At 66.3% G+C, this 19,781-nt stretch carries 19 protein-coding genes and 1 pseudogene; 4 read left to right on the top strand and 16 right to left on the bottom strand.

Annotated elements, in window-relative coordinates; genetic code table 11:
* The first annotated feature begins 1 nt into the window (after window position 1).
* On the top strand, window positions 2-2,548 hold the full coding sequence (locus Q1J95_RS01780) for an RNA helicase (RefSeq protein WP_300265553.1): 2,547 nt from the start codon (window positions 2-4) through the stop codon (window positions 2,546-2,548).
* Between the two features lie 9 nt (window positions 2,549-2,557).
* Here Q1J95_RS01780 and Q1J95_RS01775 read toward each other — a convergent pair whose 3' ends face one another.
* The 14 genes from Q1J95_RS01775 to Q1J95_RS01710 all read right to left on the bottom strand — a co-directional run bounded on the left by Q1J95_RS01775 (window position 2,558) and on the right by Q1J95_RS01710 (window position 14,796).
* A complete protein-coding gene (locus Q1J95_RS01775) occupies window positions 2,558-2,956 on the bottom strand; it encodes a nuclear transport factor 2 family protein (RefSeq protein WP_300265552.1) in 399 nt (132 codons plus the stop codon).
* A 49-nt stretch (window positions 2,957-3,005) separates the two neighbouring features.
* Entirely contained in the window at window positions 3,006-3,683 is a 678-nt protein-coding gene (locus Q1J95_RS01770; RefSeq protein WP_300265551.1) for a metalloregulator ArsR/SmtB family transcription factor, read from the bottom strand.
* Window positions 3,680-4,039, bottom strand: coding sequence for a hypothetical protein (locus tag Q1J95_RS01765; protein ID WP_300265550.1), 360 nt, complete (start codon window positions 4,037-4,039; stop codon window positions 3,680-3,682). Before Q1J95_RS01765 ends, Q1J95_RS01770 begins: the two co-directional genes overlap by 4 nt.
* A complete protein-coding gene (locus Q1J95_RS01760) occupies window positions 4,036-4,488 on the bottom strand; it encodes an OsmC family protein (RefSeq protein ID WP_300265549.1) in 453 nt (150 codons plus the stop codon). The genes Q1J95_RS01765 and Q1J95_RS01760 overlap by 4 nt, the downstream gene beginning before the upstream one ends.
* A 141-nt stretch (window positions 4,489-4,629) precedes the next feature.
* On the bottom strand, window positions 4,630-6,039 hold the full coding sequence (locus tag Q1J95_RS01755; RefSeq protein WP_300265548.1) for an FGGY-family carbohydrate kinase: 1,410 nt from the start codon (window positions 6,037-6,039) through the stop codon (window positions 4,630-4,632).
* Window positions 6,036-7,499, bottom strand: coding sequence for an FAD-binding oxidoreductase (locus Q1J95_RS01750; protein ID WP_300265547.1), 1,464 nt, complete (start codon window positions 7,497-7,499; stop codon window positions 6,036-6,038). The genes Q1J95_RS01755 and Q1J95_RS01750 overlap by 4 nt, the downstream gene beginning before the upstream one ends.
* 61 nt (window positions 7,500-7,560) lie before the next feature.
* Window positions 7,561-8,337: an SDR family oxidoreductase gene (locus Q1J95_RS01745; RefSeq protein WP_300265546.1), complete on the bottom strand. Its 777-nt coding sequence runs from the start codon at window positions 8,335-8,337 to the stop codon at window positions 7,561-7,563.
* Window positions 8,338-8,341: 4 nt separating this feature from the next.
* Entirely contained in the window at window positions 8,342-9,841 is a 1,500-nt protein-coding gene (locus tag Q1J95_RS01740; protein ID WP_300265545.1) for an NAD-dependent succinate-semialdehyde dehydrogenase, read from the bottom strand.
* Window positions 9,838-10,782: an NAD(P)-dependent oxidoreductase gene (locus Q1J95_RS01735; protein ID WP_300265544.1), complete on the bottom strand. Its 945-nt coding sequence runs from the start codon at window positions 10,780-10,782 to the stop codon at window positions 9,838-9,840. The genes Q1J95_RS01740 and Q1J95_RS01735 overlap by 4 nt, the downstream gene beginning before the upstream one ends.
* A 20-nt stretch (window positions 10,783-10,802) precedes the next feature.
* Entirely contained in the window at window positions 10,803-11,315 is a 513-nt protein-coding gene (gene fae, locus Q1J95_RS01730) for a formaldehyde-activating enzyme (protein WP_300265543.1), read from the bottom strand.
* Window positions 11,315-12,244 carry a glycine betaine ABC transporter substrate-binding protein gene (locus Q1J95_RS01725; protein ID WP_300265542.1) on the bottom strand — a complete coding sequence of 310 codons (930 nt, stop codon included), beginning with the start codon at window positions 12,242-12,244 and terminating at the stop codon, window positions 11,315-11,317. The genes fae and Q1J95_RS01725 overlap by 1 nt, the downstream gene beginning before the upstream one ends.
* A gap of 57 nt (window positions 12,245-12,301) precedes the next feature.
* Window positions 12,302-13,078, bottom strand: a complete 777-nt coding sequence (locus Q1J95_RS01720) for an ABC transporter permease (RefSeq protein WP_300265541.1) — start codon at window positions 13,076-13,078, stop codon at window positions 12,302-12,304.
* A 1-nt stretch (window position 13,079) separates the two neighbouring features.
* Window positions 13,080-14,087 (bottom strand): ABC transporter ATP-binding protein, encoded by a 1,008-nt coding sequence (locus Q1J95_RS01715; protein WP_300265562.1) that lies wholly within the window; start codon window positions 14,085-14,087, stop codon window positions 13,080-13,082.
* Between the two features lie 43 nt (window positions 14,088-14,130).
* The gene (locus Q1J95_RS01710) at window positions 14,131-14,796 is read right to left on the bottom strand and encodes an ABC transporter permease (RefSeq protein WP_300265540.1); all 666 of its coding nucleotides are present in this window, start codon (window positions 14,794-14,796) and stop codon (window positions 14,131-14,133) included.
* A gap of 123 nt (window positions 14,797-14,919) precedes the next feature.
* On the opposite strand from Q1J95_RS01710, the gene Q1J95_RS01705 reads away from it, so the two are divergent.
* Window positions 14,920-15,780, top strand: a complete 861-nt coding sequence (locus Q1J95_RS01705) for an IclR family transcriptional regulator (protein ID WP_300265539.1) — start codon at window positions 14,920-14,922, stop codon at window positions 15,778-15,780.
* Here the strand turns inward: Q1J95_RS01705 and Q1J95_RS01700 are convergent, their stop codons facing one another.
* Entirely contained in the window at window positions 15,781-16,422 is a 642-nt protein-coding gene (locus Q1J95_RS01700; protein ID WP_300265538.1) for a M15 family metallopeptidase, read from the bottom strand.
* Window positions 16,423-16,508: 86 nt separating this feature from the next.
* Here Q1J95_RS01700 and Q1J95_RS01695 point away from each other — a divergent pair.
* Window positions 16,509-16,971: pseudogene (locus Q1J95_RS01695) on the top strand (DNA-binding response regulator).
* Window positions 16,964-18,037 carry a HAMP domain-containing sensor histidine kinase gene (locus tag Q1J95_RS01690; protein WP_300265537.1) on the top strand — a complete coding sequence of 358 codons (1,074 nt, stop codon included), beginning with the start codon at window positions 16,964-16,966 and terminating at the stop codon, window positions 18,035-18,037. Before Q1J95_RS01695 ends, Q1J95_RS01690 begins: the two are co-directional and overlap by 8 nt.
* A 151-nt stretch (window positions 18,038-18,188) precedes the next feature.
* Here the strand turns inward: Q1J95_RS01690 and Q1J95_RS01685 are convergent, their stop codons facing one another.
* Complete coding sequence (locus Q1J95_RS01685; RefSeq protein WP_300265536.1) at window positions 18,189-19,703, bottom strand: SDR family oxidoreductase; 1,515 nt, start codon at window positions 19,701-19,703, stop codon at window positions 18,189-18,191.
* Between the last annotated feature and the right edge of the window lie 78 nt (window positions 19,704-19,781).

The raw sequence follows: 19,781 nt of genomic DNA, 5'->3' as shown, positions 1-19,781 counted from the left end.
CATGACTTCTATCCCACGGCTCGACCATGCAATCTTTCTCGGGCCGAGCAGCGGCGGGGACGTCGACCCGGATGCCGTCTATCTGGCGTTCGTCGAATGGGCAGAGGCCACCGGCATCCGCCTCTACCCGGCCCAGGACGAAGCGGTCATCGAGATCGTCTCGGGACAGAATCTGATCCTTTCCACCCCGACAGGAACCGGTAAGTCGCTGGTTGCCGTCGGCGCGCACTTCACCGCGCTTGCCTCAGGTCGCCGCAGTTTCTACACTGCCCCGATCAAAGCGCTCGTGAGCGAAAAGTTCTTCGCACTCGTCGACATCTTCGGCGCAGAGAACGTCGGCATGATTACGGGCGACTCGTCGGTGAACGCGGATGCACCGATCATCTGCTGCACGGCCGAGATCCTCGCCAACCTCGCGCTGCGCGAAGGGCCCTCAGCCGATGTCGGGCAGGTCGTGATGGACGAGTTCCACTTCTACGCCGATCCCGACCGTGGGTGGGCATGGCAGGTGCCGCTGCTGACACTGCCCCAAGCGCAGTTCGTGCTCATGTCGGCGACCCTCGGGGATGTCACAGATCTGGCCGCCGATCTCACCCGTCGGACAGTGCGCGAAACAGCCGTGGTCACCGGCGTCGAGCGCCCCGTGCCGCTGCATTTCTTCTATGAGCTCACGCCGGTCCACGAGACGATCGACGAGCTGCTGTCCACGAACCAGGCGCCGGTGTACGTCGTGCACTTCTCACAGGCGGCGGCCATGGAACGCGCACAGGCGCTGTCGAGCACGAAGATCGCCTCCCGGGAGCAGCGGGATGAAATCGCCGCTCTGATCGGCGAGTTCCGTTTCACGACGGCGTTCGGTAAGACGCTGTCGCGGTTCCTGCGGGCGGGCATCGGGGTGCATCACGCGGGGATGCTGCCGAAGTACCGGCGTCTGGTGGAACAGCTCGCCCAGCGCGGGATGCTGCGCGTCATCTGCGGCACCGACACCCTCGGCGTCGGCATCAACGTCCCGATCCGCACGGTGCTGCTGACGGCGCTGACGAAGTTCGACGGCACCCGGATGCGGCAGCTCAATGCGCGCGAGTTCCATCAGGTCGCCGGTCGCGCCGGGCGAGCCGGGTACGACACGGCCGGCACCGTCGTGTGCCAGGCGCCCGAGCATGAATCCGAAAACGCCGCCGCGATCAAGAAGGCGGGCGACGATCCGAAGAAGAAGCGCAAGCTGATTCGCAAGAAGGCTCCCGACGGGTTCGTTTCATGGGGCGAGCCGTCGTTCCGCAAGCTCGTGGACGCCGAGCCGGAGACGCTGACCTCGCACATGCAGATCACGAGCGCCATGATGCTGAACGTCATCGCCCGCGGCGGAGACGTGTTCGCGAATATGCGCGCGCTGGTATATGACAACCACGAGCCGCGGACCCGGCAGCGGATGCTGGCGCTGCGCGCGTTGGGGATCTACCGGACGCTTCTCGAATCAGGCGTGGTGGAGCAGTCGTCCGCCGGGGAGATCCGCCTCACGGTCGCTCTGCAGCCGAACTTCGCGCTGAATCAGCCGCTTTCACCGTTCGCGCTTGCCGCGTTCGAACTGCTCGACCCGGATGCCGCGACCTTCGCTCTCGACATGATCTCGATCGTCGAATCCACACTCGACGATCCCCGTGCGGTGCTCAGCCAGCAGGAGTTCCTCGCGCGGGGGGATGCGGTCGCCGAGATGAAGCGTGGGGGCATCGAATACGAGGAGCGCATGGAGCTGCTCGAGCAGATCACCTACCCGAAGCCGCTGGAGGAACTGCTCGACCAGGCGTTCGAGACCTACAGCACCGCGCAGCCGTGGATTCGCGACTTCGAGCTGCATCCGAAGTCCGTCGTGCGCGACATGTACGAACGAGCCATGTCGTTCGGGGAATATGTCGCCTTCTACAAGATCGCGCGCTCAGAGGGTGTCGTGCTGCGCTACCTGTCCGATGCGTATCGCGCCGCATCGCAGACGATCCCCGAGGAGCTGAAGAACGAAGACCTGCGCGATCTCATCGAGTGGCTGGGTGAGCTCGTACGGCAGGTCGACTCCTCGCTGCTGGACGAGTGGGAGGAGCTGCGAGCTGGCACCGACAACGCGCTCCTCGTCCTTCGACAGGCTCAGGCGTCGAAGGACGAGGCACCGATCGTCCCGCCCGCCCCGAAGCGCCTCACGTCGAATGTGCGAGCATTCCGGACCCTCGTGCGCAACGAGCTGTTCCGCCGTGTGCAGCTGGCAGCTCTCGAAGATGTCGACGCACTGGCCGAGCTTGATGTCGAGTTCGGCGGCGGGGCCTGGGATACCGCGCTCGACGGGTACTTCGCCGAGCACGACGAGATCCTCACCGGCCCGGATGCGCGCAGTTCCCAGCTGCTTCTACTGACTGAGGGACCGCGCGAGTGGACCGCACGTCAGATCCTGGACGACCCCGCCGGCGACCACGACTGGGGCATCTCGGCGACGATCGATCTCGCAGCATCCGACGAGGCGGGTGAGGCCGTCGTCACCGTCACCGCAGTGGATCGGCTGTGAGCCACGGCGTCACTCGGAGGCTGTCGCAGGGACGGGCGTCTGCTGGTAGATCGCGAGGCGCCAGCGTCCGTCCTCACGTACGTAGGTGCTCGACATCAGCGCGACGAACGGCGGTTCTCCAGAGCGGAAGCCACGGCCCGTGTAGACGACGGATGCCACGTCTTCGGCGATCGGGATGACACGCGCGTTGTCGATCTCGTATCGTTCCCAGGGCGGCGCATCCGCAAGCGATGCGACGACATCCGCGCGCGTCAAGGCGAATCCGTGCGCCAGGATCATGACGCCACCCGCAGTCATGATGTCGCCGTAGAAGTCGCCACCGGTGCCATCGCAAAGCGATCGCCAGCCGCTGTGCTCCCGCTCGATGAGTTCGACGCCGAACCCGCCGTCCGCTGTAAATACTGCCATGCACCCAGCATCCGCCGATGCCCTACGAATGTCGAGGCCCTCCGCATCGTCAGTATGTGAGGTCGAGCGCGGCGAATCGCTCCTGACCGCGATCGGTCACCCTGAGCGCACGGTCGTGGCGCCGCCGGGCGAGCCAGTCCTCTGAAAGCAGCGCCGAAAGGATGGCGGCGCCGAGGCGACCGGCAAGATGCGGCCGACGTGCCGTCCAGTCAGGGCAGCCCCGGACGAGAGGCCGCGATGATTCGGAGATCTGAAGCCGCAACCTGAGCGCCTGCGAGATATTCTCGATCGAGGCTCTGGCGGAGCCCACATCGGAATCGATCCAGCGACGCGCTACGAAGAGATCTGTCAGCGCGATCCCGAGATCGCCCGCGAGGTGGTCGTAGCACGACCGGGCCCTGCGCATCGCCAGTTGCCGGTCGCTCCCCGACCAGGACGAAACCGGATCCTCCGATGTCATGCGCAGCAGCGTCTCAACCGCGTCTGCGACATCCGGGCCGGCTAAACGTGCGTACCGTGTGCGGCCGCGCTGTTCGATGCGCACCAGTCCGGATTCCTGCAACCGCGCCAGGTGGCCGCTCACCGTCGACGGCGCAACGCCGATCCTGGCTGCGAGCGCCCCGGCGGGCAACGGCACGCCACCGAGCAACTCCTGCAGCATCCTCAGCCGCCGCGGTTCGGCGAGCACCTGTCCGAGTGCCTCCACAGACGGCAGCGGCTCGCTCATCTCAGTGCCTCCCGGGCGCGTTCGCGGTCATCGACCACGAAGACCTTGCGGTTCTCATGGTCGCTGTACTGGGCGGTGACGACGATTCCGGCATCCGCCAGCACGGTCATCATACGACCGAGCTCGCCCGAAACATCAGCCTGCAGCGGAACTAACAGCGCCGGCACGGCCCTGGCCCCTCGAATCCCCGCCGTGTCGAGAGCGGTGATCGCAGCATCCCCGTCGACCACCAGGTAGTGCGCCTGACCCGCCCATACCCCGCCGCCTTCCAGCCCGACGCCGGCCGCACCGAGCACGGCGCCGATTCGGGCGATGTCGACCGCGACATCCCTCACCGGAATCGACAGATCGTTCATGGCAGCACTTCCACGGTCGGCGTGACGACGACATCCGCCGATACGGAGTTCGCGATGTAGCAGCCATCATGCGCCTCCCGCACGAGGCGGAGCACGACATCCGGATCCGCGCGCCTGACACCGATTCGGGGAGCGAGGTCGATGCGTGTGATTCTCGTCGGCGTTGAGGCGGCCGGCATGACCGCGGTCGCATCATCCCGGTAGGAGACGACGTCGACTCCGGCCAGAGACGCGACGGCGAGGAAGGACAGAAGCTGGCACGAACTCGCTGCGGCGACGAGAAGCTGCTCGGGGTTGGGCAGCGAGGCATCACCTCGGAACGCCGCGTCCGCGCTGAGCGTGACGACTTCGTCTGACCATTGAACGTCGTGTTCACGGCTGTACGTCGTATAGCCCGATGCGGTCGATCCGGCCCAGGCGACGGTGGCGGCATACTCATGATCGTTCATGACGCCAGGCTAGGTGCACGACGTTTCGGTGACGGCCGAAGTATCGCTCAGGCGGCGGGCCGGTCGACGATCGCGGCGAGCTCTTCGAGGTCTATCACGCACCCACACGCGCGGGCACGTGAGATGTACGGGCTCGAACGGTTAGTCGACTCGCGGCATGATCCGCTGCCAGGCTGCAAGCAGCGGATCCAGATGCCGGGGAATCAGCGCGTACGCCTCGCGCACAGGCCGATAGGCGCTCGCCCGATCTGGATCCGGCTCGAACTCTTCGGCGGCACGCACAGTCGCTTCGACCGCGGTCGCCCACGACGGATGCACACCGGCTCCGACGAACGCGGCGATGGCTGCCCCCAAGCCCGCGGCATCCGTCAGCCGGTTTCGATGTACAGGTCGTTCCACGACAGCCGCGACGATCCGCATCATCAGGTCGGAGCGCGACCCTCCACCGGAGATGATCACGCTCTCGAATCGTCGTCCCAGCGCCGCTTCCATCGCGTCGATATGCGTGCGCATCGTCAGTGCAATGCCCTCAAGGATCGCGCGATGGACATGGAACCGTCCCTGACGACCATCGAAGCCCAACAGTGCCCCGCGACGATACGGCGCGTCGCTCGGGGCAAGCCAGTCGAGAACAGCGAACAAGCCGTCGCTTCCCGGCGCGATGGCCTCGGCTCCGGTATTGAGGCCATCGTCGGTGACCCCACCGTCGAGAAGGTCACGCCACCAACTCACGGTCCACATGCCGCGGCGAATCCCGCCGCTCTCGTAGAGGTATCGCCCAGGCTCCGCGGCAAAGTTCGTCCAATAGCCCTCGTTTGTGGATATCGGCTCATCGCCTACCGTCATTGCTGCGATGTAGGTGCCCAAAGACAGCAGAACCTGCCGCTCGTCGCGCAAGCCGGATCCCAGCGCTTCGACGGCCTTGTCATTCGCGGTGGCGTAGACAGCCAAGCCCGCCGGCAGTCCGGTCGCCTCCGCCGCCTGTACGGTGATCGCACCGAGCTGCGCGCCAGGCTGCACGAGTTCGAAGAGTTGCTCGCGTCGCATGCCGGTCTGCTCATATGCAGTGGGGTCATCCGACCAGCGCCATTTCTGCTGATCTACGGGCCAGACACCCTGCTGGTTGCCTACGCTGTCGCGCATGTGTCCGGTGAGCCGGTGCGTGATATACCCGGACGAGGTCGTGACGTACCGCACCTTCGGATCCTGCTCGTGCGCACGTGACACCCGCTCGTCCATCCAGCTCAGCACCGGTTCGACGAGACGTCCGTGTTCGTCGAGCAGCACCCGGCAGAAGCGGATCGTGCACAGCCCCACTCCGACGATCTGCCCGATGTCACCATCGAAGGCGGCGAGCGCTTCTCGGCAGGCGTCGGCGAGCGTGTCCCAGAGGTCATCGTCGGGATGTACGACTCGGCCCGGCAACGGCGACTCCGTCGGTCGCAGACGTCGCTGCGCTGAGGCGTGAACCACCCCCGTATCGTCCACGATGAGAACCTTCGTCGACTGAGAACCGCCGTCGATCGCGACGACGTATCGGCGTTCGGTCACGGCTCGAGCGGGATGATGGTGCCCGCGTTCATCACGCCGTTCGGGTCGAACGTTCGCTTGAGCCGTTCGAGGAGCGGGTAGGCCGATCCGTGCTCTTCGCGCGTCCAGGGTGTGCGGTACTTGCCGATGCCGTGGTGGTGGACCATGGAACCTCCCAATCGGAGTGCTTCTTCCACGATGATCGCATTGAGCGGCACGTGGTAGAGGTCGATCTCCTCCCGCGGGTCACAGTCGATGTTGTAGTCGTACACGAAATAGAGGTTCGTGCCCGTCTGGTAGCTGTGCGATGAGTGCGCCCCGAGCATGGTGAGGTGATCGGCGCGCGGATACTCGGTACGGATGCGATCGATGACGGCGTGATAGAGCGCTCCGACGCCGGACCAGTTGATCGAGACCTCGGTTGTGTAGCCGAGGTGCGCGTCCCGGAGCATCGCCTCTTTCTCGGCCTCGATCTTGTCCTGTCCCCAGTTAAGACCCTGGAACCAGCTCTCGATGTGCGCGGAGTCCACGCGCTGATGCGGTCGCGCGCCGAACGCCTCTTCGATGCCGGTCGCGATCGCCGCGGCGAGTGGCTCCGGTCCTTCAGCGGTAAGGATGACGACGTTCTTGCCCTCGTAGAAGTGGGCGAAATGCTGCTTCGCGTCCTCCGGCGAGTAGACACGGCACACCGAAGGGCGGTACCCGGCGGTGACGAGCTCACGCAGCGCTGCAACACCGTCTTCGAAGTCATCGACGAGGAATCCGAAGAAGCGCGTGTTCTCCGGGTGATAAGGGAAGATCTTCACTGTGACCTCGGTGATCACACACAGCGCACCCTCGTTGCCGATGACGATGTGGCGGATGTCAGGACCGGCCGCACGGCGCGGCACGTTCTTGATGCGGGTCACAGTGCCGTCGGGGAAGACCGCCTCCAGCCCAACAACCATGTCCTCGATCGCGCCGTACAAGGTGGAGAACTGTCCGATAGAGCGCGTCGCGACCAGCCCGCCGTATTGCGCGAGCGGCTTCGACTGCGGTGAGTGACCGGTCGTCAGGCCGCGTTCGCGCAGTTCATCCTCGAGCAGCTGCAACGGAACTCCGCACTGCACGGTGACGGTCATATCGGTTTCGTTGACGTCGAGGATGCTGTTCATCCGTGATCCATCGAGAACGATGGTGTCTTCGATGACCGTCTCCAGTCCGCCCTCCGTCGCGGTGCGTCCGGTGCGCGGCACGACGTTGACCAGGTTCTCGTTCGCAAACCGCAGGAGCGCGGCGACCTCGTCGGTGCTGCGCGGATAGGCGATGACTGCCGGGATCGGTCCGTCGAAGATGCCATGCACCGATTGATACTTCTTGAACCGATCGACGCTCGCGAGCTCAAGCTCACGCGGATCGGTGTCGACGGCGTCCGGGCCGAGGAGGGACGTGACGCCTGTGACGATCTCGTCGCGTGAGAGGGCGGATCGTGATGCCGACATGGGAAGGGCCTTCGCTTTCAGATTTGGTTGAGCAGGGATGTAGGGATGCGGTGCGGGGAGGTCAGCGGATCAGATAGCCGCCGTCGACGACGAGCACGTGGCCGTTGACGTAATCGGATGCGCGACTGGCGAGGAACACGGTCGCCCCCATCAGATCGGCAGGGTCGCCCCACCGCTCGGCGGGGATGTGCTCGAGGATCCGTCGGCTCGCCTCAGGATCCGAGCGAGTCGCAGCAGTGATGGCCGTCGCGAAATACCCGGGCGCGATGGCGTTGACCTGGATGCCGTCCGCGGCCAGTTCGTCGCAGTATGCCTTGGTGAAGCCGACGATTCCGGCCTTGGTGGCTGCATACGCCGGAGACTGCTGACCGCCGAGAAAGGCGAACAGGGACGCGATGTTGATGATCTTGCCGTGCCCCTGTTGCCGCATGATGCGACTCGCCTGGTGCGCGAGTTCGAAGGGTGCGGTGAGATTCACCGCGATCATCGGATCCCACTTGTCACGATCGAATGCCTCGACATCGTCGAGCAGGGCGATGCCGGCTGAATTGACGAGCACATCCAGCGAACCGAATCGCTGCACGCAGGCGTCGACCACGTCAGCGGGAACACCCCGTTGCGAGATATCGGCTTCGAGGAACGCGTACTCCCTCCCCTCCGACTCGATCAGGTGCCTGGTCGTTCCGTCATCGTCGGCCAGACCAGCGACGAACACGTTCGCACCGGCCTTCGCAAGCGCCAGACTGAAGGCTCTGCCGAGGCCGGTGTTACCGCCAGTGACCACGGCAGTTCGACCATCGATCGAGAACAGGTCCAGCGAGAAATCGGTGATGTCCATGTCGCTACTCTTCCGGTCCGAACGGATCGGCGATGTTCACATAGCGGGTCTCGAGATACTCCTCGATTCCCTCGAACCCGCCTTCACGGCCCAGTCCCGACTGTTTGACGCCGCCGAAGGGCGCTGCCGGGTTCGACACCACCCCGGCGTTCAGACCGAACATGCCGGTGTCCAGCCGTTCAGCCAGCCGGAGGCCCCGGTTGAGATCCGAGGTGAACGCGAACGAGACCAGCCCGAACGGTGTGCTGTTGGCGATCTCGATCGCCTCCTCCTCCGTGTCGAACACCACGATGGGTGCGACCGGGCCGAAGATCTCCTCGCCGAGAATGGTCGCGTCCGCAGGGACGTCGGCGAGCACCGTCGGCTCGTAGAAGTAGCCGGCGCCGTCCACGCGGCGACCGCCGAGCGCGAGCCGTGCACCGTCGGCCACCGCTCCATCCACGAGCTGTGCCACCTTGTCTCGTGTGGCGCCGTCCACGAGCGGGCCCATGGTGGTGCCGTCCTCGGTGCCACGACCGATGCGGAATCGGCCGATGCGCTCGGTGAACCGGCGGGTGAATTCTGCTGCGATGCCCCGCTGCACGAGGAAGCGGTTCGCGGCGACGCAGGCCTCCCCGCCATTGCGCATCTTCGCGAGCACCGCGCCGTCGACGGCCTTCGCCAGGTTCGCGTCGTCGAAGACGAGGAACGGCGCGTTGCCGCCGAGTTCCATCGAGACGCGCAGCACCTGTTCAGCCGAGTCCGCGATGAGGCGACGACCGACCTCGGTGGAGCCCGTGAACGAGAGTTTGCGCAGCCGCGGGTCGCGGATGAGCGGACCTGTCACCGCACCGGCCCTCGTCGTGGGGATGACCGTCAGCACGCCATCGGGCAACCCCGCCTCACGCAGCACGTCGGCGAACAGCAGAGCCGTGAGCGGTGTGAGAGCGGCGGGCTTGAGCACCATCGTGCAGCCGGCCGCGATCGCCGGTGCGACCTTTCGGGTGGCCATGGCCAGGGGGAAGTTCCACGGGGTGATGAACAGCGACGGCCCCACCGGGGCCTTCAGCACGACCAGACGGCTCTTGCCGTCCGGGGCAGTCGCGAACCGACCGGAGATGCGCGGCGCCTCCTCCGAGAACCAGCGCAGGAACTCGGCTCCGTAGGCGACCTCCCCACGGGATTCCGCCAGCGGCTTGCCCATCTCCAACGTCATCAGCAGCGCGAACTCTTCGGCGCGCGCGGTGACGAGCTCGAACGCACGACGCAGGATCTCACCGCGTTCCCGCGGCGGGGTGGCGGCCCAGCTTGCCTGCGCAGCATCCGCAGCGGCGAGAGCGCGCTCACCGTCCTCCGGCTGCGCATCGGCCACTTCGGCGAGCACGGCACCGGTCGCCGGGTCGGTCACGGCGAAGCGGGCTCCGCCCGCGGCATCCGTCCATCCGTCGCCCAGCAGCAGCTGGGTCGGAACCCGGTCCAGCAGTTCGCGTTCACCGGGGTCGGTGATCTCCGCTTCCACGGTCATTCCTGCCCCTCCGCTCCGGCGAGCGCGAGTTCCGGCGTGAGCCGGAGCTCCGAATGAATGAGGTCCTCGTAGAGTCGGAACGGCGTCATCTCCCCCGCCCGGTCGCCGTACGACGCCCGCGCCCGGCGATACACCTGCTCGACGAGGGACGAGAGCTCGACCGGCACACCGACCGAGCGCGCCAGGTCGATCGAGAGCCCGAGGTCCTTGCAGGCGAGCGCGATCGCGAAGCCCTCGTCGTAGTCGCTGTTCTCGAGAATGGAGAGCACATCGTGCTCGACGAAGGCGCTGTTCGCCGGGCTCGCGATGAGCGAGTCGCGCAGCACTCCCAGGTCGACCCCGGCGCGCACCCCGACCGCGAGCACCTCGGCTGTCGCGACGAGGTGCGAGAACCACAACTGGTTGATCATGAGCTTCACGGCGTACCCCGCACCGTGTCGGCCGACGTGCAGGATCCTCTCGGGATCCCCCATGGCCTCCAGCACAGGTCGCACGCGCTCGACGTCTTCGGTTTCCCCGCCGACGAAGATCTGCAGCTTGCCGGCCGCAGCGCCCTTGGCCATACCGCTGACCGGGGCATCCAGGATGCGCAGACCGCGCGACGCCTCCTCCGTGCGAACACGATCGGCCACCTCCGGTATGGACGTGGACATGTCGATCCATGTCCCGCCATCGGCGATCCCCTCGAGGATGCCGCCCGGGCCGGTGACGACGTCGGTCACATGGCGGGGGGTCGGCAGCATGGTGATGACGATGTCGCTGGCGGCGGCGACCTCGGCGGCTGTGGCCGCCCAGGTCGCGCCGCCGGCGAGGAGTGCGGTCGCCGCCTCCGGGCGAACATCCGTCACGACGAGTCGGTAGCCCGCCTTCTGCAGGTTCGAGGACATGCCCGAACCCATGCTGCCGAGGCCGATGAACCCGACCGTCGGGGTGGTGACCATGCTTATCAGTTCTCCAGTGCTCAGTCGGCCGGGGCCGCGTAGAAAGGGTTGTGCGGTGTGGAGCGTGCGGTGAGCACGTCGTCGGTGGACGGAAGCCCGTCGGCACCGTTGCGCAGCGCCGTACGGGTCGCCTCGCGGTTGTTGCGGTAGACAGCATCTGCGTCATCGGCCCCGGGATTGACCCAGACCGCGGTTATCACGACGTTGTCGTCGACGGCGTCGGCCGGGATCGTTCCTTCTGCGACTGCATCCGCGACACCGGCGGCGACACCGGCCTGCGCTGGGCCCCAGATGTGGTTGCCGTGCTCGTCTCCGGCGGGCGCGGCCTTGGTGACGAACAGCGTCAGCGGCTTGACCGGAAGCGAGGGGCGGAGCACCGCCACGAAGGGTACGTGACCCGGGCTGGGCGTGGCGAGAGCCGTCGCCCATGCCGTGCCGGCAGGGCCGGAGCGGGGGCCGTACACACTGTTGATGTGTGCGGCGTTCACCCCTTCGCCGATGAAGCTCTCACCGAGCTGAAGTGCATCCGTCATCAGATCAGCTCCTGCTCTTCGAGCCAGTCGATCGCGACGTCTTCGGGGTCTTCACCGTCGACGTCGACGAGGGCATTGAGCTTCTGCATCTCCTCGGTGGTCAGCAGCGGCGAGATCTCGGCGATGACGTCGGCGATCTCGGGATAATCGTCGAGGACGTCCTGACGGATCGTGAAGCCGCCCTGGTAGGAGGGGAAGAACTCCTCGTCGTCTTCCATCACGACCAGGTCGAGCGCGGGGATGCGACCATCGGTCTGGAAGACCTCGCCGAAATTGCAGTCGTCGCCCTTCTGCGTCGCCGTGTAGATGACGCCGGTGTCGAGCATCGTGACATGGGAGTCGGGGACGTCGATGCTGTACGCCTCCTTGAGACCGGGCCAGCCATCATCGCGTGTGGAGAATTCGCTCTCGATGCAGAAGGTCTGCTCTTCGGCCGGCAGCGCCGCGACATCACTCATCGTCTTCACACCGAGTTCTTCGGCCTTGTCGGCGCGAACGGCGAACGCATAGGTGTTGTTGAGGGGTGCCGGGTCCAGCCAGGCGATGCCCTTGGCGGCATCCGCTTCCCTGACGGCGTCGAACTGGGCTTCTGCACCCTTCACCGGCGTGGTGTTGCCGTTGTAGGTGATCCAGGAGGTGCCGGTGTACTCCCAGTACCCGATGAAGTCGTCGTTCTCCAGTGCCTGTCGCACGTTCGCGGAGCCGACCAGCTTCACGTTGGCTTCAAGGTCAGCCCCGTGCGCGTTGAGGAGCTCGGTGGTGATGTACGTGAGGATGTACTGCTCCGAGAAGTCCTTCGACCCGACCTGTCCGGTCAGTCCGTCGAGTTCATCGCTGACACTCGCGGAACCGCCGGAGCCGGAGCATCCGGTGAGAATGACGGCCCCGGTGGCGAGCACCGCGAGCCCAGTGGTGAGTTTCTTGTTCATGACTGCTCCTTGATGTGTGGAAGGGAGATGCCTGTGATTCGGGAGGGAAGTTCGAGTTCAGAGTCCGCGCGGGCGGACGGCTTCTTCGACGAGGCCGGCGACCCAGTCGATGAGCACGGCGATAGCGGCCACGAGGACGGCGCCGACCAGCAGTACGGGGAAGCGCTGCAGCTTCAGCCCGTTGACGATCATGTCGCCCAGGCCCCCGGCATTGATGAAGGTCGCGATGGTCGCGACGCCCACGCAGAAGACGAGAGCGGTACGCAGTCCAGCGAGGATCACCGGCGACGCCAGCGGAAGCTCGATGCGACGCAGCACCTGACCGGACGTCATGCCCATGCCGCGCGCGGCCTCCTTGACGCCAGCATCCACCTGCTCGAGTCCGACGAGCGTGTTGCGCAGCACAGGAAGGAACGAATAGGCGACGAGTGCCACCAGCGCGGTCGCGAATCCGGTCTGCCACACGATCGCGAGCAGGATGACCACGCCGACCGCGGGCGTCGCCTGCCCGATGTTCGCCAGGCCCAGGGCGATGGCGTGCACGATCTTCGAACGGCTGCGGTACACGCCGATGCCTGCCGGGATCGCGAGAACGGCCACCAGCGCTGAGGCCACGGCAGTCAGGAGCAGGTGCTCGCCGACGCGCGAGAGGATGTAGTCCGGATTGAGCGTGCGCTGCTCGATCGAGTCCAGCGGGATCGTCGCCACCCACACGAGGGTGAGCACGAGCACGGCACCGACGATGAGCGGCGCGGCGGACACTCGTGCGAACGAACCGCCGAACCGGCGTCGAGTGGCGACCGGCGTCGCCTGGGTCGCTGAGATGACGCTCATCTCAGCGACTTCCCTCGATGGCGGATACCTCCGGCGCGTCGGCGAGTACAGCCGAGATCGCGGCGTTGTCCAGTGCCCCCTTCACGCGCTCGTCTGAACCGACGACGTTGACCGCTGCTGCTCCGGTGAGCACGAGCAGATCGAGCGCGTCGCGCAGCGACTCATCGGCGCCGATCCGCGGGGCTCCGTCCGATGCTGGCCGAAGCCGTGCATCCGCGATAGGAATGAGAGCCAGTCGCTTCAGGGCCGCACCCTGGCCGATGAAAGACGAGACGTAGTCGTTCGCCGGGTTCGCAAGGATGCGTGCGGGTGTGTCGAACTGTTCGATGTGAGAGCGCTCGCTGAGCACGGCGATCCGATCGCCGAGCCTGATCGCCTCATCGAAGTCGTGGGTGACGAAGATGATCGTCTTTCCGATCTCAGCCTGAAGTCGCAGGAACTCGGCCTGCAGCTTCTCTCGAGTGATCGGGTCGGTCGCACCGAACGGTTCGTCCATGAGCATGACCGGCGGGTCGGCGGCGAGGGCACGCGCGACACCGGCACGCTGCTGCTGGCCGCCCGAGAGCTGCTTCGGATAGCGCGCCGCGAACTGACCGGGATCCAGCTGAACGGTCTGCAGCAGCTCGTCGACGCGCTCGGCGATCTTCGCCTTCGACCACCCGAGCAGTCGCGGTACGACGCCGATGTTCTCGGCGATCGTCAGATGCGGGAAGAGTCCGATCTGCTGGATGACGTAGCCGATGTGGCGACGCAGCTGGTTCGGATCCATCGAGAGGATGTCGGTGCCGTCGATGCGAATGGAACCGCTCGTCGGCTCGATGATCCGATTGACCATCTTCATCGTCGTGGTCTTGCCGCAACCGCTCGGACCGACGAACATCACGAGCTCGCCGGGCTCGATCCGCATCGAGAAGTGCTCGACCGCAGGAGTCTCCTGTCCGGGATAGACCTTGGTGACACCGCTCAGCTCGATCGAGACGCCGCGTTGCTTCTTCGAGATCGCGGACAGGAACCCGGTGTCGGTGGTGACGCTGCCGGTGGCGGTGGTGAGATCAGGCACGGAGCCCCCTCGAGGTCGTGTAGCGGGAGATGAGGACGAACGCTCCGTCAACGAGGAGCGCGAGGATGATGACTCCCACCGTTCCGGCGAGCGCATAGTTCAGTGCGTTCTTCGAACCGAGCGAGGAGAGTCCCTTGAAGATGTACTGTCCGAGGCCGGGACCGGCGACGTATGCGGCGATAGCAGCGATGCCGAGGGAGAGCTGAGCTGCAACCCGGGTTCCCGTGAGGATCACCGGCCAGGCGAGCGGCAGCTGGGTGGTGAGCAGCACCCGCGGACGACTCATCCCCATCGCGGTGGCGGACTCGAGGATGTGCGCGGGAACCTCACGGAGTCCGACGACGGTGTTGCGGATGATCGGCAGCAGCGAATAGAAGACGAGGGCGACGATGGTCGGGCCCCAGCCGAGTCCAAGAACCGGGCTGAGCAGTGCGAGCAGGGCCAAGGACGGAATGGTGATCGCGACAGATGCCGATGTGATCGCGATTGCGCGCGGAGTGGCACGGTTCCAGACGAGGAGCCCGAGGACCACCCCGATGACGAGCGCGATGCCCAGCGAGAGCGCGACGACGAGCAGATGCTCGACTGCCAGCTCGAGGATGTCTTCCCATCGGCGTTCGAGGACCGTCGTGACGTTGTCGAGGTCGAATCCTGACACGGACAGTGGCTCCTTTCTCACCGTTGAGTGAACCGTCCAGATGACGATGAGTTCAGAGTAGAACACCTGATGCCATTCTCACAACGCATGTTGCACATATGGCAACGATGCTATGCTGAGCCGATGACACCTACCGAAGGGGCCGCCCGCCGGAACTCATCAGGGCTGGGGCGGGACATCGAGATTCTTGAGTGGCTGGGCAGCGACGAGGCCGTCGCTGGTGATGGCCTCGGAGTCATGCGCATCGCGCAACTCACCGGTCGCGACAAAGCAGTGATCTCGCGGACGATGGCGACGCTGTCCGATGCGGAGCTTGTGGAGCGGGATGCGACGACGATGAACTACCGGCTGGGCAGCCGCCTGTTCGCCATCGCGGCGAGAACCACAGAAGCAACGCTGGCGAGCAAGGCGCGCGCACACCTGCGCAACATCGCGCAGTCGACTCGTGAGACGACTCACCTGTGCGTGCTGCGCGGCGGCAATGTACTGACGGTGCTCAGCGAGCTCAGCCCGCACGAGTTTCGCACCACGGGCTGGGAGGGCGTGACGACGGCCGCATGGCGCACGCCGTCGGGCCGAGTGCTCATCAGCGACTGGGATCGCTCATCGCTGACCCGCTGGTATGAGGAGCATGGCCGGGATGAACCTCTCGTCGGGCCACTGAACCCGGCGATGACGGCCGCCGGCTTCGCCGTGCTCGAGACTCCACCGGAGAGCAAAGCGGTGGTCAGCGACTTCGACTCTCTCCTTGCCGAACTGCACAGGATTCGCGAGCGTGGTTACGCCACTCTCGATGAAGAACTCGAGGCCGGCGTCGTCGGGGCATCCGCTCCCATAACCGACTTCACCGGCCATATCGTCGCCGCCATCAACGTGAGCGCACCGAAGTCTCGCATCGGCGGCCAGCTCGATCGTCTGGGCGCCTATGTCGCCCAGGCTGCGCAAGAGCTCTCCCGGTCGCTCGGGGCGCCGACCCGCAATTGATCATCCACCCGTGCGCGGATCCTCCGTCGGATCGCGGTACATCGGCGGGCAGCCCTCGGAGACGGCATCCGGTCGCAGCTCATAATGCCAGGGTTCGTTGCCATAGATCTGGCAGAGGCCGTATCGGGAGCCGTGTTGGACGAGCCAGTCCAGACCGCTCCACGGACCCAGGTCGACGGCATCGCCGCTCACATGCGCCGAGGTCTCCGGCGTCGCGACCCAGCGCGCAGCCTCCTCCGTCGAGCCGTAGTCGTCGACGGCTTCGTCGAGCGTGTGCTGCTGCAGCTCGGGTGACCGCCAGCCGCTGTTCAGCCGGAATTCGACACCGTCGTCGGCGGCATCCGTCGCGGCGCGCTGCAGAGCATCCAGCAGCGCAGGATCGAGGTTCTTCACCGCCGCCCTGTCCACGTCGAAGACGGTGGGCTCGTCTCCGTCGATGATCACGCCGTCGGCCTCGCTCGGAGCGAAGACGGACCCGGCCGGCGCTGTCTCGGCTCCTGATTCGGGAACGGAACGATCTATGGCGGATGCCGCGGCCAATGACTGCTGCACGGCGATGACAACGATCAGCACGAACGCGATCAGGACGAGTGCGACGGCGACGCGTCGCCAGGCGGTGCGAGTGGGAGTTGCGGTGCTCATACCCCCAGAGAACTCGCGCGGGTGTTGCCCGGCCGTATGCAGAAATTCATACGTTTCCGACATGCGTCCATGCGTAGGATTCAGCCATGCGTGTGCTAATCGTCGAGGACGAACCATACCTCGCCGAGGCCGTGCGCGACGGTCTTCGCCTCGAGGCGATCGCGGCAGACATCGCGGACGACGGGGACACGGCGCTTGAGCTGCTGAGCATCAACGCGTACGACATCGCCGTGCTCGACCGGGATGTGCCGGGGCCGTCCGGCGACGAGCCGGCTGGATCCGTTCCGCCGCGAGGTCTTCCGCGACGGACGCTACGTCGCGCTCACTCGCAAGCAGTTCGCGGTGCTGGAGGTGCTGATGGACGCCGCCGGCGGCGTCGTCAGCGCAGAGGAGCTGCTCGAGCGCGCCTGGGATGAGAACGCCGACCCGTTCACGAACGCCGTCCGCATCACGGTCTCGGCCCTGCGCAAGCGCCTCGGCGAGCCGTGGGTGATCGCGACGGTTCCCGGCGTCGGATACCGGATCGACGCGGATGCTGCCGATGCGTAGGCGACGCGGTATCAGCGCGCGGTGGCGGCTCACACTCAGCTACGCCGGCTTCCTCGTGGTGGCCGGGGTTCTGCTGCTGGCGGTCGTGAATCTGTTCCTGCTGCGTTACGTGCCGGACGAGAATATCCGGACGATCGCGGGTTTCGTGCCGAACCGCGGCGACCTGATGCGCGCGTTCATGCCGCGGGCGATCTGGGCGCTGATCTTCCTGCTCGCTCTCGGCCTCGTCGGCGGATGGTTCCTGGCCGGACGGATGCTGGCGCCTCTGAACCGCATCAATGAGGCGGCGAGGCTCGCATCCGAGGGCTCGCTATCGCACCGCATCCGACTGAACGGTCCCCGCGACGAGTTCCGGGACCTCGCCGACGTCTTCGACACCATGCTCGAGCGCCTCGAACGGCACATCGATGAGCAGCGACGGTTCGCAGCGAACGCCTCGCACGAGCTGCGCACACCGCTCGCGGTGTCTCAGGCGATGCTCGAGGTCGCGCGCGACGACCCGGACCGCGATGTCGATGTGCTTGTCGACCGCCTGCAGTCCGTGAACTCGCGGGCGATCGCACTCACCGAGGCGCTGCTGCTGCTCTCTCGCGCCGACCGTGGAGAGTTCGAGCGGGAGCCGGTCGACCTCTCGCTCCTCGCCGAAGAGGCCGCCGAGACGCTGCACCCGCTCGCCGAACGACGCGGGGTCTCGATCGCGCTCGACGGCGCGATGTCGGTCGTTCCGGGGTCGCCCGCGCTGCTCCAGCAGCTGGTCGTGAACCTCGTTCACAACGCGATCGTCCACAACCTGCCCGGCGGCGAGGTGACCGTTAGCACCGAGGCCGTCGCGGACGCCGGCATCCTGACGGTGCAGAACACCGGCGACGTGCTCGCGCCGGATCTCGTGGCCACGCTCGCCGAGCCGTTCCAGCGCGGCGCCGGACGATCACGGGGTGCGGATCACGTCGGCAACGGACTGGGGCTCGCGATCGGCGAGGCGATCGTGCGAGCGCACGGCGGAGTGCTGGAGCTTACCCCGCGCGACGGCGGCGGGCTGATCGTCGCCGTGCGACTGCCGGGCTGAGCCTGCCCGATCTGCGGACCCCGTAACGATCTGCCGAGGTTTCTGCCGAATTCATCGGCAGATCGGGACATCGTCCGCAGATCGGGGCGGGCGGGACGAGCACGGGGCGGGCGGGACGAGCACGGGGCGGGCGGGGCAGGCGGCTGCGAGCTCACCACGGGTTCGGCTTGTAATCCTTCAGGAACACCCCGTACTGGTCGACGCCGAGCTCACCCTGCACGATCGGGTCGTACACGCGGGCGGCCCCGTCGACCAGGTCGAGCGGTGCGTGAAAGCCCTCCTCGGCCAGGCGCACCTTGGTGTGATGCGGACGCTCGTCGGTGATCCAGCCGGTGTCGACGGCGGTCATGAGAATGCCGTCGGCCTCGAGCATCTCACCGGCGCTGGTGCGGGTGAGCATGTTGAGCGCGGCCTTGGCCATGTTGGTGTGCGGATGCCCCGGCCCCTTGTATCGGCGCGAAAACTGCCCCTCCATGGCCGAGACGTTCACGATGTACTTGCGGCGAGCATCCGACGCGCGCATCGACGCCCGCAATCTGCTGATCAGCAAGAACGGCGCCGTGGTGTTCGCCAGCTGCACTTCGAGCATCTCGAGCGGGTCGACCTGATCGACCGACTGCACCCAGCTGTTGACATGGTCGATGTCGGGCACGAGCCCACCCGCGTCGATCGCCGACCCGTCAGCGTGCTTCGCGAGCGACGAGGATCCCGGAGCCATCGCGAGACGAGCGAGATCTTCGGCTGTGAGCGCCTGCCCGCCCTGCTCGGCGACGGTGCCGCCGAGGGAAGCCACCGACAGGAGCGGATTCGAATCGACAGAGGCCTGCAGCGCCTGCGGATGCGGATCGACCGTGTGCCCGAACGTCTCCATCTCGGGCAGCGGCCCTTCGGGCAGGGGCTGCATCTCGGCATCCGCCAGCAGCGAGTACGCACCCGGCGAGCGCCGGACGGTCTGGGCTGCGTTGTTGATGAGGATGTCGAGCGGGCCCTGCCCCGCGACCGAGTCGGCGAGGCCGATCACCTGCGCCGGGTCACGCAGGTCGATGCCGACGACGCGCAGGCGGTGCAGCCAGTCGGCAGAATCGGGCAGTGACGAGAAGCGGCGTACGGCGTCCCGCGGGAAGCGCGTGGTGATCGTCAGGTGCGCGCCGTCTCGAAGCAGCCGCAGGGCGATGTGCATGCCGATCTTCGCGCGTCCGCCCGTGAGCAGGGCTCGGCGCCCGGTCAGGTCGGTGCGGGCGTTGCGTTTGCCGTGACTGTAGCGCGCGCAGTCCGGACACAGCTGGTGGTAGAAGGCATCGACCTGGGTGTACGGCTGCTTGCAGATGTAGCAGTTCCGCGGTTTGAGGAGGGTTCCGGCGGTCGGAGCATCCGTCTGTGTCTGCAGGTCGGCACCGCGGGTCTCATCGTCGATGCGATCGGCCGCGCCGGTGGCGGTATTGGCGACGACCGCCCTGTCGGCTGCGGCGATCGCATCGCGGATCTCACGCCTGCGCACGCGCTTGACAGCCTTGAACATCGCGGCAGTCGCCCGGCGCACAGCGATGTAGTCCGGATGCTGCTCGCTGATCTGGTCCATCGACGCGAGCACCCGCAGCGTCGTGGCGAGGTCGTCGGGGTCGAGGCCGTCGCCGAGGTCGGGGCTGTCGGCGGGCGCATCGGTCATTGGGCTGATTTTACGCGAGTGGGATGAGAGCGCTGTTCAACAACAGTTCCCGTGACAGTGTCGGCTCCCCCGCGTATC

This window comes from Microbacterium sp., assembly GCF_029263575.1.
Lineage (GTDB): Bacteria > Actinomycetota > Actinomycetes > Actinomycetales > Microbacteriaceae > Microbacterium.
Note: the sequence above shows the minus strand (reverse complement) of the source record. Positions and strands in the feature narration are given on the sequence as shown.

Coding starts and splice junctions, on each gene's coding strand:
- Q1J95_RS01775 (WP_300265552.1), bottom strand. CDS start 2,956: ATGGCAGTATTTACAGCGGACGGCGGGTTCGGCGTCGAACTCATCGAG.
- Q1J95_RS01745 (WP_300265546.1), bottom strand. CDS start 8,337: ATGGACATCACCGATTTCTCGCTGGACCTGTTCTCGATCGATGGTCGA.
- Q1J95_RS01705 (WP_300265539.1), top strand. CDS start 14,920: ATGACACCTACCGAAGGGGCCGCCCGCCGGAACTCATCAGGGCTGGGG.
- Q1J95_RS01735 (WP_300265544.1), bottom strand. CDS start 10,782: ATGGTCACCACCCCGACGGTCGGGTTCATCGGCCTCGGCAGCATGGGT.
- Q1J95_RS01770 (WP_300265551.1), bottom strand. CDS start 3,683: ATGAGCGAGCCGCTGCCGTCTGTGGAGGCACTCGGACAGGTGCTCGCC.
- fae (WP_300265543.1), bottom strand. CDS start 11,315: ATGACGGATGCACTTCAGCTCGGTGAGAGCTTCATCGGCGAAGGGGTG.
- Q1J95_RS01700 (WP_300265538.1), bottom strand. CDS start 16,422: ATGAGCACCGCAACTCCCACTCGCACCGCCTGGCGACGCGTCGCCGTC.
- Q1J95_RS01780 (WP_300265553.1), top strand. CDS start 2: ATGACTTCTATCCCACGGCTCGACCATGCAATCTTTCTCGGGCCGAGC.
- Q1J95_RS01685 (WP_300265536.1), bottom strand. CDS start 19,703: ATGACCGATGCGCCCGCCGACAGCCCCGACCTCGGCGACGGCCTCGAC.
- Q1J95_RS01690 (WP_300265537.1), top strand. CDS start 16,964: ATGCGTAGGCGACGCGGTATCAGCGCGCGGTGGCGGCTCACACTCAGC.
- Q1J95_RS01765 (WP_300265550.1), bottom strand. CDS start 4,039: ATGAACGATCTGTCGATTCCGGTGAGGGATGTCGCGGTCGACATCGCC.
- Q1J95_RS01760 (WP_300265549.1), bottom strand. CDS start 4,488: ATGAACGATCATGAGTATGCCGCCACCGTCGCCTGGGCCGGATCGACC.
- Q1J95_RS01750 (WP_300265547.1), bottom strand. CDS start 7,499: ATGTCGGCATCACGATCCGCCCTCTCACGCGACGAGATCGTCACAGGC.
- Q1J95_RS01725 (WP_300265542.1), bottom strand. CDS start 12,244: ATGAACAAGAAACTCACCACTGGGCTCGCGGTGCTCGCCACCGGGGCC.
- Q1J95_RS01720 (WP_300265541.1), bottom strand. CDS start 13,078: ATGAGCGTCATCTCAGCGACCCAGGCGACGCCGGTCGCCACTCGACGC.
- Q1J95_RS01740 (WP_300265545.1), bottom strand. CDS start 9,841: ATGACCGTGGAAGCGGAGATCACCGACCCCGGTGAACGCGAACTGCTG.